A 13,682-nucleotide genomic window follows, 5' to 3' on the forward strand; every position below is an offset into this window, starting at 1 on the left:
AACTAATAGAAAGGTCAACCTACCCTTCCTTCTCTCGCTAACAAAAGCAGAGGGAGAGTAACGCCACAGTCAATAACAAGGTAGATATCTACGACTAAGAGTAGACGAGTTGTGTTTATACCCGAATTCCCCAGTCACCGCTTCAACACAAGCTATAGAGACGGAGATATTCGCTGCCCAAGTTGTGCCACCTCGTCGGCGAACACTTGCTGCTCAATACGCAGCCATGAGGATTTATAGTCAAACTCGGATGCCAACGGGCGCCAGTTGACACCATCAAGCAGCAAGTTGACGTTGCACAGTATCGAGTCCAAATCAGCGATACGCGATACGCAGCACGCTTCGGTGGCATTATTCATCAGAGCGTTTGAGCCAAACGCCATCGACCAGTTCGCAAACACCACATTCTCTTTACGGTAGCCAGCAGGAAGAACCAAGTCCCCGTTATCCAACCCTTGCTGCAAAAATGCATCGCCAATCGCCACCATCTGCTCTTCAAGTACATTGAAATGCTCAAGCCGGGCAGGCGCTGTTTTCTCGATAACAAACGGCGTACGGCAGGTAAGCACACACATCGCCAGAACAGGTTCAAGACGGGTAAATAACGAATAACCGACATGCATCGCCAGCACTTTTTCCCGGCTATTGCCGTCAAAGTCCAGAGCCCGACGAAACAGCAAAATCTCTTTTTTGAACGCCATAATGCCCAGTGCCGTCACCAGATCTTCTTTGCTGTTGAAGTGATTGTAAATAGTACCTTTCGAATAGGGGCTATCCGCCGCCACCTTATCCATTGTCAGGTGGGCATACCCCTCTCTTTCGACAACTTTCTTTGCAATTTCTAACAGCTCAAATTCCCTGTCGATAATCGCCTGCTGCTTTTTACTCAACGCTTTCGCCACAACCATGCCGTTATTTGCATCCATTGTTCTACCTGCAACCCAATACTTACCTGTTGTTTTATAGCATGAAATGACTATATCACCTATTTCACGCCAACCTACAAGTAAGCAATCAGTAACTGCATCACATCACTATTTTGAAGTATCAAAAAATTTTGCATTTTAATTCTCAAAATTAAAACCAGATCTTCATGGAAAATCTAATTCATTGTTTTATCAAAATTAAAAAAACGAAAAAGCATGGTCATATTCTTGCATAGCTCCATCTAGAACAGCACAAGGAGCATATAATGAACGTGACGCAATCATTTTGCATCGCTGTCGGGATTATCGGGCTGAGTGGATGTCAGCTCACGACCAGCCAACCTGTCAGCCATACTTTTAACGATCCTGTACCTATCCACGACTACCAATTACCCGTTTTCCCGCAGGGTATGACCTCGCTTGGCAACTATCGCCAGCAACGCAACCAAGATATTTGGTATTGGACCGAGCTGGAAAACCATACCTTCCAGCGCGGCGAAAATCTCATCGTCCAAGTGATTGCCAACAAGCCGCTCAGCCAGCCTCCGGCACAATTTTCCTTTTCCCTTCCAGAAAAACCCGGTGAACGCAAATACAACAGCATCGGGGCCTACCAGCACTGGGTTAGTGTCATGCCCAATGGCGATCGTTGTACCTACTCACAACAACACACCAAACGGATGAACAAATACCTCTCTATCTTTATTCACCACTGCGCGCCGGAAGATCAGCATAACCTGAGTTGGCTCGACAATCTCAAACCCAGCTTTTTCCTAGAGGAACGTTAATAATGAAGCACCTAAATGCACTCTCCGGTATGAAATGGCTGGCCAGTTGCCTTCTCACCGTTGCCGTGTTGTATCTGGCAACCATCGAGGTCGCAGTGGAAACCCACTTATGGCTGTCCGTTTCCGCCCTGCTGGTTGTTCTGCTATGTATGACATCGAGCGAAAAAAAATACCTCAACCTTGTTATGCTGCTGACAGGGGCCTTCATTTCCCTTCGCTATATATGGTGGCGCTACGATGAAACATTACCGTGGGAAAGCAGTCTCGATATTCCCTTTGCCCTCGCCCTGTTTATTACCGAAATTTACGGGATCAGCATCTACTTGATTGGGATGTTCGTGAATGTAAAGCAGCGTAATCGCAAGATTATTCCCATCGACGAAAAACAAGACATTCCGTCAGTGGATGTTTTTATCCCAACCTTCAACGAACCTCTCCATGTTGTCGGCCCAACGATTGCCGCCGCCAGCCAACTTCACTACCCAGGAACAGTCAATGTATGGGTATTGGATGACGGCGGAACTGCGCAAAAACTTAATGCACAGGATCACCACCAGGCCAAACAAGCCCGTGAGCGAACCAGCAAGCTCAAGGCACTTTGCCAGCAACTCGGCGTGGAATACCTCACCCGCCCAGACAACAGCCATGCCAAAGCCGGCAATATCAACCATGCTCTTGCCCACAGCCAAGGCGAGCTGGTACTGATCCTTGATGCAGACCATGTCCCAAGCCGAGACTTTCTGGTCAACACCGTCGGCCAGTTCCAACACAATTCCAACCTCGGTTTTGTCCAGACCCCACATTTTTTTGTCACCCCCAATCCTATTGAGCGTAATCTCGGGATCGAAGACAAAGTGCCTGCTGAGAACGAAATGTTCTACAACCGGATCCTCAAAGGGATGGATTTTTGGAATGCGAGCTTTTTCTGTGGCTCAGCGGCTGTCATTCGCCGCAAGGCTCTAGAAGATGTCGGTGGTATTTCCACCCGAACCATTACCGAAGACGCCGATACTGCAATCAATATCCATGCTAAAGGCTGGGATAGCGCCTATATCAACAAAGCGATGATTGCCGGGCTATCACCGGATACATTCGGGGCCTATGTCACCCAACGCTCGCGCTGGGCTCAGGGAATGATCCAGATTTTCATGCTAAATAATCCCCTGTTCAAGCGTGGGCTGTCATGGCCGCAAAAACTCTGTTACCTCAACTCGACAAGCTTTTGGTTCTTCCCGCTATTTCGCGTGGTTTACCTGCTAGCTCCGCTGGCATACCTACTGTTTGATCTCCAAATTTTCGTCGGTAATGCCGGGGACTTCGTCGCCTATGCCATCCCGCATCTCATCATCAGTATTCTGATTAACCAGCACCTGTTTGGCAAAACCCGTAATACCCTGTTTTCAGAGTTTTACGAAACTATTCTATCCCTATTTCTGTTCCTGCCGGTCCTGTCGGTCCTTATCAGCCCTCGCAAACCCAGCTTTGCCGTGACTCCCAAGGGCGAAACGACGGAGAATACTCATTTCTCCGGCCTAGCACCTGCCTTGCTAGTCCTAACCATCGTGCTCACAGTAGCCGAGTGCTGGGGACTTTACCGTTATTACCATTTCCCTATCGAACAAGGACAGCTCGCCATCGTTCTGGTTTTCAATACCCTGAACCTTCTTATCAGCCTGCTGTGTCTGGGATCCACCCTTGAAAAACGCCAGCGCCGCATCGAACCTCGCATACAAAGCAACGTTCAGGCACATGTCGCGATCAACAACAAGCAATCAACAGCCACTATTAACAATGCTTCACTCAGCGGTGCCAATCTGACAATCCATAATTTGGATGACAACCTGCAGCATGGGGATATTGTCGAACTAACCTGCTACGTCGCCAAACCCAAGCAATCCCAATCTGAAAAAGCACATTTGAAACCCTACCGATTTGCCATGCGAATCCATCAAGCGACATATCTCGCCAACGGTCAATCTGTCCATTGCGAACTTATTGATAAAAATACTCAATCATTAGCCGTTTTCACAGATATCGCCTACGGGTTCAGTCGCCGCTGGGAAGTCCGTCGACAGTTCGAAGAGCAGCAGAAGAAAAGCATTCTTCATGCTCTCGGCAACTTCATTCAGTTATCTGTACGAAGCCTTACCACGGTACTTAAAGCCTCGCTGCACAATCAACGACCGGATCCAGCCAAACCGGCAGGAAGCCCGAAAGCCACAGACTCAACACAGGATGTACGCCAATGAAATCGCTAATGACGTCCCTTCTGGGCCTGCTGTTAATGACGTTTAGCAGCCTGCCACTACAGGCAGAAACAACGTCTTCGTCCTATACACCGCTTGAAACGGTCACTGTCCCGCTCAACATTCTATTGCCGCCAGGCCGCGATACCACTCTGCGGGGACAATGGGACAAAATCAGCTTTCCGCTAACTATTTTGGATACCCAAAAAGCGCAAGAAATCAAGCTATCGCTAACCATGACCCATTCAGGAAAAATCGACATCGCTAACCTCTGGGTGAGCCTTGGTCAAAAAGCACTCGCAAATATCCAACTCCAACCGGATGGCAATCCGCAGCAGGTTGTCATCTCCCTTACCCCCGACTTGCTCAACCGCTACGGAAATACCCTGACCGTTGCCGTCCGTCATCAGCTACCAGGATCACTCAGCTTAACCGAACAACGAGTCAATGCTGCCGAAGCAGTCACCGAACTGTTAGCCAACCAATCATTCTTTGAGTTCAGTTACTATCCAACGCAAACATCGCCGACCCTTGAAAGTGCAGCAGCACTGATCAGCAGCGGCCAAATGCATGACCAGCCGGTACAGCTGATCAGCCTATTACCCGATAATGCCCAAGGGGATTTAACAATTGCAGGCTTGTTGGTACAAGGGTGGACATTGCGAAGTGGAAGCAGCGACTATCAGTACCGCTTTTATACCCGCAACAATGAACACAGCGATTTTAGCCACAAGAGCAAAATCCAACTGATTTATGGCCTACCAGATGCGCTGGCAAAACATGCCAGCCTGCCACAAAACTATCTGGATGCGATTAACGGGCCCTATATGGCCTTGCACTATCATCAGAAGCAATGGCGGATCATCGTATCCGGCCGAAATGAACAAGAGCTGCTTGAGTCCAGCAAACTCTTTGCTAACCCGGCTTTTCATTTACCGAATCAAACCTACGGCATGATCGCCGCACAAAGTACCAATGACCAGCCTCAGGTTGCCAGCGACACCGAATACCCTGTCAACCTTTTTACCCAGCAGCAAAGATTTGGGGATGAGCCATTAACCATTCCGTTAATGATGCCAGCGAATTTTCTGGTTAACAAAGAAGAGCAATCTCACATCAATCTTGTCCTAACCCATCCAAAAGTTGCACCCGGTGAAGCGGCGATGGTCATTCGTGTCAACGGCGACTATGCCAACAGCATGCCTCTACGGGCCAGCTACTGGCGCAACATGCAGCATTACCGCCTCAGTTTCCCGATGAGCATGCTTCGCCCAGGGTTAAACAACATTAGTATTGAGCTTTACGGCCCTGAACAACAAACTGTACCTAGCCAGACTGGCAATATCACTCCCTTCATTGCCCATATCAGCGATAGCTCTGCGGTTCAGTTCGGTGCATGGGTCAATTACCTCACCAGATATGAGCAACAGTTACCCGCCGATCAGTTGTTATTCATCACCGAAAACAATGGCAGTGATGCTCAAGTGACACTCAATTATGCCCAAAACAGTGATTTTGGCGATGTCTGGCAACTGCTAAGTCACCTTGCCTTTCAGGCCCGCCAGCCGATGACCGAATTGCTGGTTACCGACAGTACCACCCAATTACGCCCGTTCAACCTCAACTTCAATGTTGGCACCAGCGGTGACACGCTCCCCCCAGCCCCCAGCGATACGAATAGTCTACTTAACCGCTTGCGCAACAACTTGCTCTCCGACATGGCAGAAAGCACAACGGGTGAGCCCATCAATAGCCAGAGCCAATTTTTCCAGTATCCCGGCCAATCAACACAATGGGGGCAAGCAGGAAATAGCTTCGCTACCCTAACGACACTGAGCAACGGATGGCGCAGCATCAGCTTCACTACCGCAAACGAACAGGCTCTGACACAAGAAATGGCCATCTATCTCAGCCAGCCTAGCAGCGCAGTAACCGGAACCATCGAGCTAACGGTGCCAAGCCGAGCGACGGATCGTCAGTTACTTCGCGCCGGATTTATCGCCCATCCACTCAGCATGCCGTTCCTGCTCTTTACCCTACTGCTCGCATTGGCATGGTTCATGTTCCGAGGGCTGGAGAAAAAATCATGAAATGGCTCCCTCTTGTACTCGCGACGGTGCCACTACTCAGCCATTCCTCGGTTTTCAACAGCGTTCATGGCTGCAATATCCGGGAAGACTCGGACATGTGGGCGCTTTACAAGCAGCAGTTCGTCACATCGGACGGCAGGGTAGTTGATAACGGCAATAACAGCATCAGCCACAGCGAAAGCCAAGGCTACGGCATGGTCATGGCAACCTTCTTTCATGACCATGCCAGTTTCCGTGCCATATGGCGCTGGACGCAACAAACCCTCCAACGCGATAGCGATCAACTGTTCTCTTGGAAGTGGCAATCTGCCACACCCCATATCCCGGATCGCAACAATGCCAGCGACGGCGATATCTTTATCGCCTGGGCTCTGCTAAAAGCCGAAGAAGTATGGCCGGGAAACCGCTATCGCGAACAGGCAGCAGCCATCATCAACGCATTGGCCGATACCCACCTTGTGACTTTGGATAAACACACCGCACTGCTGCCCGCAGGCTATGGCTTCGAGCATCCATCATCGACTGTGGTAAACCCTTCCTATTGGGTTTACCCGGCCTTTAACGACTTCGCAAAATTCAATGCCCGCTGGCAAAGTCTCAACGATGGAGGAATGAAAATTCTCGAGAAAAGTCAGTTCGGACAACATGCCCTCCCTTCAGACTGGATCGAATACCGCAATAACCAATGGGAGCCAGCCCAGCAGTTCCCTCCCCGCTTTAGTTATGCCAGCTACCGCATACCGTTGTACTTGATCTGGGGGGGATACGACAACGCCATCAATGACCACTATCGTAGCTGGCTCAAAAAATACAACCGCGCGTGGGTCGATGTGGAAACCAACACCATGGCGAACTACCGAGCCCCAAGCGGCGCAAATGCCATTGCTGCTCTGGTTCAGCTCAGCAACGAGGATTACAAACATCGCAGTGTCCTTCCCGAACCCACTCTGTCGGATGATTACTACTCTGCCAGCCTGATCATTTTCTCCCATATTGCTTTTTACGAGAGGTATTGCCAATGAAACTGTCATTACTCCCCCTGCTTCTCGCAGCCCCGGTGCTTGCCAACGAGCAGGGCCATGTCCAACTCCTCGAAAGCCAAGTGTCCGTTAAGATCAATCCCCCCCAAACCTACAGCGGCTATGACGAAAGTCCAATCTGGGAGATCTTAGAAAAAGAAGGCTGGCAAGCCGCCCAGCAAGCTGCTTCCAGCCAGAATGTATCAGACAACCTCAACGGAGAAATCAGCTATCAGGCCGCACTGAGCCAGCTCAACCAGGCAGTCGAAAGCCGAAATACCCCGCAGGCCCGTGCACTGTTGGCGGCAAACCCGCAATGGTCTAACTGCGAACGAATCCAATGGGCATGGCTGGATTTACAGTTCGAAACCCAATCAGGATATGGCCCCAAAGCCAAACAAAAACTCACAGCCCTTTTGCAAAATTGCCCCCAGCATGCTTTAGCGACTACCCAAAAAACGCTGGCATGGACCCAGTCTCGCCACGGGACAGATATCCTCGCGCGATACCGCAACAGTAGCGGCTTTGACAGCAATGCCTATAGCAAGCTGACCTACCAAGTGAATTTGAACCAACTAGGCAAACGCCGTCTTTCGTCCCAGCAGACTCAACAGGCTAGCCAGCAAATCAGCACCATCAAAGACGCCAAGGGAGCCGAACTGCTTGGCTGGCAATACCTACGCCAGAAGCAACCCGCCAAGGCGCTATCCTGGTTCAACCAATCCATTAATTGGTCATCGCAACCCAGCCGCAAACAAATTGAAGGGAAAATCCTCAGCTTGCAACGTATGGGACAAACAGACGATGCCGAGCAGCTCAAGTCGAAATGGTCAAAACGCTATCCGGCTCTGACCAAACTCAACCAAGGCCAAGGCTCACCAGCACTTGCCAAAGCCTGCAAAAATGATCCTCAATCCTGCCTGAAGCTGTTGGACAAACTCCCATCGCTAACCCCACAACAACAGGCCCTTGCGGGCTGGCAATGGTACAAACTCGACCGTCCAATGACCGCAACCCGCGCCTTTGAGAAAGCCCTAAAGACCCTACCGAAAAATGATAAGGACTACACCAACACCCAATATGGCTACACATTGGCACTCAACAAAGCCGGATTCGAGCAACGAGCCGAATACCTTGCCTATAACCTGCCCGATCCTAGCCAGCGGATGCTCTACACCAAACAAAGAGAAGCCAAGGCGATTCTCAATGCCTATGAGCTTCAAGACTATGCCTACGTTATTGATAAAACGAACCAATTTGAAATGAACTATGGCAAGGATGTGGGTATGGCCGAAATCAAAGGATGGGCGTATTACAACCAGAAGCAAACGACCAAGGCGGTAGAAACCTTCCGTGAACTGGCCGATGCCTACCCCCACGACGAAACTTTCAGCGATGCGCTTAAGACCGCTGAGTGCGCCCAGAAAAAAAGCTACAAGCACTGCTGGTAGAAAAACAAAAAGGGCCTTCACGGCCCTTTCTCTTCTTTCTATGCTTTATTGACTATTGCCATGCAACTATCGTCAATCACATAACGACTATGGCACACCGTGACCTTTCGAGGCTACCCACACGCGATACCATTGCTCACGCGTCAAGGTAATAGAAAGGGCATCAACCGCCGCCTGCACGCGCTCTATCTTACCCGAACCGATGATCGGCAATGGCTGTGAAGGCAGTCGACGAACCCAGGCATAAATCACCTGATCGATACTTGCGGCCCCTACTTCGTCGCGAATTACCTCAAGCTCGGTACGAACACGCACAGCCTGTTCACTGTTACCGGAAAAAATATCCCCGCCAGCCAGACATGACCACGCCATCGGCTTGATCCGCTTCATCTGCAGCATATCCAGCGTGCCATCATGGCATACATCAAAATTCAGCGGGTTAATCTCAACCTGATTGGTAACAAGAGGCGCATCAAGACGGGACTGCAACAATTCAAACTGCGATGGGGTAAAGTTAGAGACACCAAAATGGTTAACCTTGCCCTGTTGCTTAAGCTCGCCAAATGCCTCTGCCACCTCGTCAGCATTCATAAGCACATCCGGACGGTGGATCAGCAGTACATCGATATTCTCGACATTAAGGCGTGCCAGAGAATTATTGACCGACTCAATAATATGAGCCTTGCCGGTATCATAATGGTTGATTTTACGATCTGGGAACAGGCCTGAGCACAGCTTGATATCACACTTAGTTACTATCTCAATCTGGTCACGGATGCTCGGCTCTATCGCCATTGCCTCACCAAACAGCTGCTCGCAATGATAATCACCGTAAATATCTGCATGATCAACAGTGGAAATCCCTAGCTCAATATGCTGCTTAAGGAAAGTTAACCGCTGCTGCGGGGTCATATTCCATGCACCAAGGCGCCAATAGCCTTGAATCAACTCGGAAAACTGCGGGCCCATTTGCCCATCTCGGATCTGCGGCGCAATATCTACTTTAGCCACCATCTTGGTACAACTCCATGTCTTGCCGAGATCAGCCATAACGACCAATCCTGAATGTATAAACAGCCCCATCCTAGGCACATTTCCTATCAACTGCAATGCCAGATATATCAAAAAAGCGGGCGAAACCCACACTACATACCTATAGCGCATTCCAAAATAACATCCGGCCCCTGTTTACTCCTAGCGGACAGAAAAGACAGGAAAATCAGCCAAAATAGGCAAGCTTGAGCATATATGTCGCAAATTAGCACCTTGAATTTTCAAACCTATGCATTTCAGAGTAAGTTGGGCGAAACATATTTCGCAAGGAGCTTCCATGAAATGCCCTAAATGTCACAACCCTTTCGAGCACATTACTACCGCAATGGGAGACATTGAACGCTGTACCGCCTGTAAAGGACTATGGCTAGATAGCTATGAAATTGAAGATATGAAACCTCTGGCCAAAGATATCGATATCGGCCATAAATCACTGGGGAAACGCTTCAACGAAATCGACAAAGTTGAATGCCCGGTATGCCCCAACAATTCCCTATTGCGCATGGTCGATGCCAAACAACCACATATCTGGTACGAGAGCTGCCCGACTTGCAAAGGACGCTTCTATGATGCTGGTGAATTTACTGATCTCGCTTCCGTTGATCTTACGGACTTCTTCAAACGCTTCTTGGTAAAAGCACGCACGTAACATTACCGTATAACTTAACCACCCAAAAGAAGGCCTCTCGGTAGATCGCTCTCGTTTACTATTCTATTGAGCATATTCCCAAAGAGAGGCCACACTAGCGATAAGGGCTTTATAAATAATTATCAGAGACATCTCCCATCTTGCCTGCCACCAATCTGCATCTCAAAAGAAAAAATTCCCTCTGCTTGCAAAACTCGCTGATGACTTCAGCAATGATCCGATAACAGTGCCATGATGATGCTGTTTTCTTATTTTGAACATCAGCAAAAGGATTTGCACAATGATTCAAGCCTACATCTTTGTTTTCAAAACACTACTCTGCCTAACTATACTCGGCATCGCTGCTTTTGCGCTCGGCAACATTGCCGGGCAGTGGCTCTATGGCAATACAGTAGAACTGACGGCCTTACATGTGCTCGCCATCATCATCGCCCTGCCGACAATCAAACCGTTTATCCGGCTATTTGAAAAACAAACCAATCATCCACCCATAAATCCAATCGTTCAATAACGGAAAATACAATGGGAAAACGATTCGGACGAGAATCTCCCCTAAACATCAACAAAAAGAAGCGCAATCTCTTTCTAATTGGCGCATTCTGGGGTATTTTCCCGCCCATTATTATTAGGAGAACAAAAACGTTACCGCAATGGGTCTAAAAGCCTTTACTGAAAACGACTACTGGCAACTCACCGAATGGATTGACTCCGATGAGCTTAACGTTCTTTGGAGCGGAAGCACATTCCAGTATCCACTAACCTTCCGCCAGCTCGATTTGCATTATTCCAAAAAGGAAGTCATTCCCTTTCTGTTTACAGTTGATGGGCAACATGCCGGATTTATCGAACTGTTCAAGGTATCCGACACCAGCTACCGGCTATGCCGAGTCTTTATTGCCGAAGACTACCGCGGCCAGCAGCACAGCAAGCAGATGATCAATACTGCTATCCACTATGCGCAGAGTAAACTCTGTGCAACCGATATCACCTTGAACGTGTTTGCCCACAATACACCCGCCCTTCGCTGCTACCGCAAACTTGGCTTTGTCGAATATCAGGCAGAGAGCCCCAACAAAACAAAACCACGTACGCCAAACCGCTGGCAACCCATCACTATGCGGTGGCAAAACTAGCTACTACCACCTAGCAAAACGCCCGAATTAATCGGGCGTTTTGAAGAGGCAAGCAAATTAATCGCTGCACATTACGTTCCACTAACAATCAGAAAAGCATTGTATGGTCATCGCAGCCTATTTTCCTCATCATAAGCGAAAGCTGCACATTTCAGTTGTTGAATATCTGAAGCACACAAATATCTCCTAAGGACCTCAAATTTTTCTACTGGCCACTCATATATTTTCAATTGCAATAAATCATTGATAACAGTACGATCAAATCGGTATTTAACAAATTTAGCTGGTAAACCACCAACTACACTATATGGCTCAACATCCTTTGTCACGACGCTATTAGCGGCCACTATCGCGCCCTCACCGATACTTACACCTGGCATTATCATTGATCTCATTCCAAGCCATGCACCATCACCAATATGAGTGTCACCTTTACCTATATATGCTTCATCGATAACATCCATAAATGGATATAAACAAAACCAATCCGCTCTATGAGTATGATTTCCGCCCATCAATATAACGACTTCAGCAGCAATACAAACATAATCGCCAATATAGAGTTTGTCGATATCCCACCGTGGCTCCCAATTACGACTAATTTCATCACCATGCAGATATCGGACGACCGACTCTTCAAATCCCTTATCCCAGCAATCACTGTAATAACTATGTGTTCCCTTTATGATGATATTGGCGTTCGTTACCACCTTATGCAACAATTGAAATTTTGACCAATGTTTCTTTTGCATTCCTAACCTCAAACTAATGTTATATATAATTAATCTATAAAAACATTATAATCGTCAGTGAATTCTCGGCTGTTTTAACAAAGGAATTAGTTGCATAATAACACTCTATAAATTTGAGCGGTAAATGATAGCACATAATAAATCATATAAATGCCACTTATCCAGATTTTGGCATGGGTCATTCTGACTAGATTCAAGACTATACCTTGTCACTCTCGCTGCCATATCGACCTTGCTAGCTATCTTTTATGTAGCGCTATGCTTATGTATCAGCGATGAAATTATCCGGGAGTATTTCTATTACTGCGATATTCTTCATACGATTTTTTTATAAACTGTAACCTAGCAATATCATTATCTTTCAATGGAGCCTTACCAAGCTTTCGCAATAAGTCTTTATACATATAACCAGACCGAAAAAATAAGGTCTAATCTCGATAAAGCAAAGTGCTGCCTCGATAGCCTGAGGATCACCGTGTAGTATAAATCCACCAGGAAAAGCTAGAGTATCGTAGTTGGAATGGAATTCTTCACATGCAGACTGCCACTCCCTATATTTGTGAATGTTTTTCTCTCGACTCTTAAAAGTTTCATGAACTCTCAAATGAAGAGCATTAATTATTTTTTCATTTCCCTTAATGATTAAATTAAAATGTCCCTTTTAAACACCTAACCAATGAGATACACCAACCATATTTAATAAATGTTATCATCAAACAAAGTGACACTCAAATATACATAAGAAAAGTGCTAACTGCGTGATACATCTCCATATCTTCTATAGCATTCATTACATATATCAACATTTCTTTGATATGAATCCATAAAATAAACATTACCCACATCAACCAACAAATTTTGTTGTTTAATATTGTTCTCCACTTAATTTAGATTAGTTGGTAATATATGGAAATAAGAATTAGAGTTAGTGGGCTTAGCATTAATATCCCTAAACATCATTTGGATTTAATCTATTTTCAGGTTGTTATATAGAGACACGGCCTAATCATGGTAATGCTCTCGCTCATATTTATAGCACTATAGATATGCTATCTTTTGGAAATGAATCATGTACAGTTTTTGTAGGTCATGTTGTTACAGACTGGATCAAAGTTACCAAACAAACATCTATTGATAGACTAAAACATGAATTTTTGTTTGGTAAAAAGACCGGCATTGAAATAAAAATATCGCCTTTTAGTAATGGTAAAGTCGATATAAATTTTAAAATTATTGATGGAAATAGTGATTCAATTACGGTAATTGGTAAATATCACATTAATGCTTTCCAACTAGCTACAACAAAAATATACGGTAAAATACGCTATCAATTTATTGCATAAAAGAGTTCTGGATTATGCTAAAAACAATTAACAAATCAATCATTATCATTCATGTTTTTTTACTCTTGGGAATGTCTTTCATCATCCTTTCAAGAGATGAATTTCAAGAAATAAGTCAATCTCTATTTCCTCATTCAAATTTACTGATGAATTCATCATTAGTTGATAACGTTATTAATTACTATGGTCTTTTAATTCCATTCACATTGTTATCAGTTATAGTTATTGTATA

At 46.6% G+C, this 13,682-nt stretch carries 12 protein-coding genes; 9 read left to right on the forward strand and 3 right to left on the reverse strand.

What is annotated here, in order from left to right; translation table 11 throughout:
* Positions 1 to 152 precede the first annotated feature (152 nt).
* Positions 153 to 926, reverse strand: coding sequence for a TetR/AcrR family transcriptional regulator (locus ACSF8X_RS20780; RefSeq protein WP_500851302.1), 774 nt, complete (start codon positions 924 to 926; stop codon positions 153 to 155).
* A gap of 266 nt (positions 927 to 1,192) precedes the next feature.
* Here ACSF8X_RS20780 and ACSF8X_RS20785 point away from each other — a divergent pair, with 266 nt between their 5' ends.
* From ACSF8X_RS20785 to ACSF8X_RS20805, 5 genes are read left to right on the forward strand one after another with little or no spacing between them, the layout of a single operon-like run.
* On the forward strand, positions 1,193 to 1,714 hold the full coding sequence (locus ACSF8X_RS20785; protein ID WP_500851303.1) for a hypothetical protein: 522 nt from the start codon (positions 1,193 to 1,195) through the stop codon (positions 1,712 to 1,714).
* A 2-nt stretch (positions 1,715 to 1,716) separates the two neighbouring features.
* Positions 1,717 to 3,963 (forward strand): UDP-forming cellulose synthase catalytic subunit, encoded by a 2,247-nt coding sequence (gene bcsA / locus ACSF8X_RS20790; RefSeq protein ID WP_500851304.1) that lies wholly within the window; start codon positions 1,717 to 1,719, stop codon positions 3,961 to 3,963.
* Between the two features lie 8 nt (positions 3,964 to 3,971).
* Complete coding sequence (locus ACSF8X_RS20795; protein WP_500851305.1) at positions 3,972 to 6,050, forward strand: cellulose biosynthesis cyclic di-GMP-binding regulatory protein BcsB; 2,079 nt, start codon at positions 3,972 to 3,974, stop codon at positions 6,048 to 6,050.
* Positions 6,047 to 7,072, forward strand: a complete 1,026-nt coding sequence (locus tag ACSF8X_RS20800) for a family 8 glycosyl hydrolase (protein ID WP_500851306.1) — start codon at positions 6,047 to 6,049, stop codon at positions 7,070 to 7,072. The genes ACSF8X_RS20795 and ACSF8X_RS20800 overlap by 4 nt, the downstream gene beginning before the upstream one ends.
* On the forward strand, positions 7,069 to 8,520 hold the full coding sequence (locus ACSF8X_RS20805) for a tetratricopeptide repeat protein (RefSeq protein WP_500851307.1): 1,452 nt from the start codon (positions 7,069 to 7,071) through the stop codon (positions 8,518 to 8,520). Before ACSF8X_RS20800 ends, ACSF8X_RS20805 begins: the two co-directional genes overlap by 4 nt.
* 87 nt (positions 8,521 to 8,607) lie before the next feature.
* On the opposite strand, the gene ACSF8X_RS20810 is transcribed toward ACSF8X_RS20805, so the two are convergent.
* Positions 8,608 to 9,534 carry an aldo/keto reductase gene (locus ACSF8X_RS20810; protein WP_047880431.1) on the reverse strand — a complete coding sequence of 309 codons (927 nt, stop codon included), beginning with the start codon at positions 9,532 to 9,534 and terminating at the stop codon, positions 8,608 to 8,610.
* Between the two features lie 316 nt (positions 9,535 to 9,850).
* Here ACSF8X_RS20810 and ACSF8X_RS20815 point away from each other — a divergent pair, with 316 nt between their 5' ends.
* The 3 genes from ACSF8X_RS20815 to ACSF8X_RS20825 all read left to right on the forward strand — a co-directional run bounded on the left by ACSF8X_RS20815 (position 9,851) and on the right by ACSF8X_RS20825 (position 11,355).
* Positions 9,851 to 10,222, forward strand: a complete 372-nt coding sequence (locus tag ACSF8X_RS20815) for a zf-TFIIB domain-containing protein (protein ID WP_500851308.1) — start codon at positions 9,851 to 9,853, stop codon at positions 10,220 to 10,222.
* A gap of 280 nt (positions 10,223 to 10,502) precedes the next feature.
* Complete coding sequence (locus tag ACSF8X_RS20820; RefSeq protein ID WP_047880385.1) at positions 10,503 to 10,733, forward strand: hypothetical protein; 231 nt, start codon at positions 10,503 to 10,505, stop codon at positions 10,731 to 10,733.
* 139 nt (positions 10,734 to 10,872) lie between these two features.
* A complete protein-coding gene (locus ACSF8X_RS20825) occupies positions 10,873 to 11,355 on the forward strand; it encodes a GNAT family N-acetyltransferase (protein WP_500851309.1) in 483 nt (160 codons plus the stop codon).
* Positions 11,356 to 11,462: 107 nt separating this feature from the next.
* Here the strand turns inward: ACSF8X_RS20825 and ACSF8X_RS20830 are convergent, their stop codons facing one another.
* Entirely contained in the window at positions 11,463 to 12,107 is a 645-nt protein-coding gene (locus tag ACSF8X_RS20830; protein WP_500851310.1) for a CatB-related O-acetyltransferase, read from the reverse strand.
* A gap of 1,046 nt (positions 12,108 to 13,153) precedes the next feature.
* Between ACSF8X_RS20830 and ACSF8X_RS20835 the strand changes: the two genes are divergently transcribed.
* Positions 13,154 to 13,450 carry a hypothetical protein gene (locus ACSF8X_RS20835; RefSeq protein WP_500851311.1) on the forward strand — a complete coding sequence of 99 codons (297 nt, stop codon included), beginning with the start codon at positions 13,154 to 13,156 and terminating at the stop codon, positions 13,448 to 13,450.
* Positions 13,451 to 13,682: the final 232 nt, after the last annotated feature.

Source organism: Photobacterium panuliri, from assembly GCF_059920555.1.

Coding starts and splice junctions, on each gene's coding strand:
- ACSF8X_RS20825 (WP_500851309.1), top strand. CDS start 10,873: ATGGGTCTAAAAGCCTTTACTGAAAACGACTACTGGCAACTCACCGAA.
- ACSF8X_RS20820 (WP_047880385.1), top strand. CDS start 10,503: ATGATTCAAGCCTACATCTTTGTTTTCAAAACACTACTCTGCCTAACT.
- ACSF8X_RS20780 (WP_500851302.1), bottom strand. CDS start 926: ATGGATGCAAATAACGGCATGGTTGTGGCGAAAGCGTTGAGTAAAAAG.
- bcsA (WP_500851304.1), top strand. CDS start 1,717: ATGAAGCACCTAAATGCACTCTCCGGTATGAAATGGCTGGCCAGTTGC.
- ACSF8X_RS20810 (WP_047880431.1), bottom strand. CDS start 9,534: ATGGTGGCTAAAGTAGATATTGCGCCGCAGATCCGAGATGGGCAAATG.
- ACSF8X_RS20830 (WP_500851310.1), bottom strand. CDS start 12,107: ATGCAAAAGAAACATTGGTCAAAATTTCAATTGTTGCATAAGGTGGTA.
- ACSF8X_RS20835 (WP_500851311.1), top strand. CDS start 13,154: ATGCTATCTTTTGGAAATGAATCATGTACAGTTTTTGTAGGTCATGTT.
- ACSF8X_RS20795 (WP_500851305.1), top strand. CDS start 3,972: ATGACGTCCCTTCTGGGCCTGCTGTTAATGACGTTTAGCAGCCTGCCA.
- ACSF8X_RS20815 (WP_500851308.1), top strand. CDS start 9,851: ATGAAATGCCCTAAATGTCACAACCCTTTCGAGCACATTACTACCGCA.
- ACSF8X_RS20800 (WP_500851306.1), top strand. CDS start 6,047: ATGAAATGGCTCCCTCTTGTACTCGCGACGGTGCCACTACTCAGCCAT.
- ACSF8X_RS20785 (WP_500851303.1), top strand. CDS start 1,193: ATGAACGTGACGCAATCATTTTGCATCGCTGTCGGGATTATCGGGCTG.
- ACSF8X_RS20805 (WP_500851307.1), top strand. CDS start 7,069: ATGAAACTGTCATTACTCCCCCTGCTTCTCGCAGCCCCGGTGCTTGCC.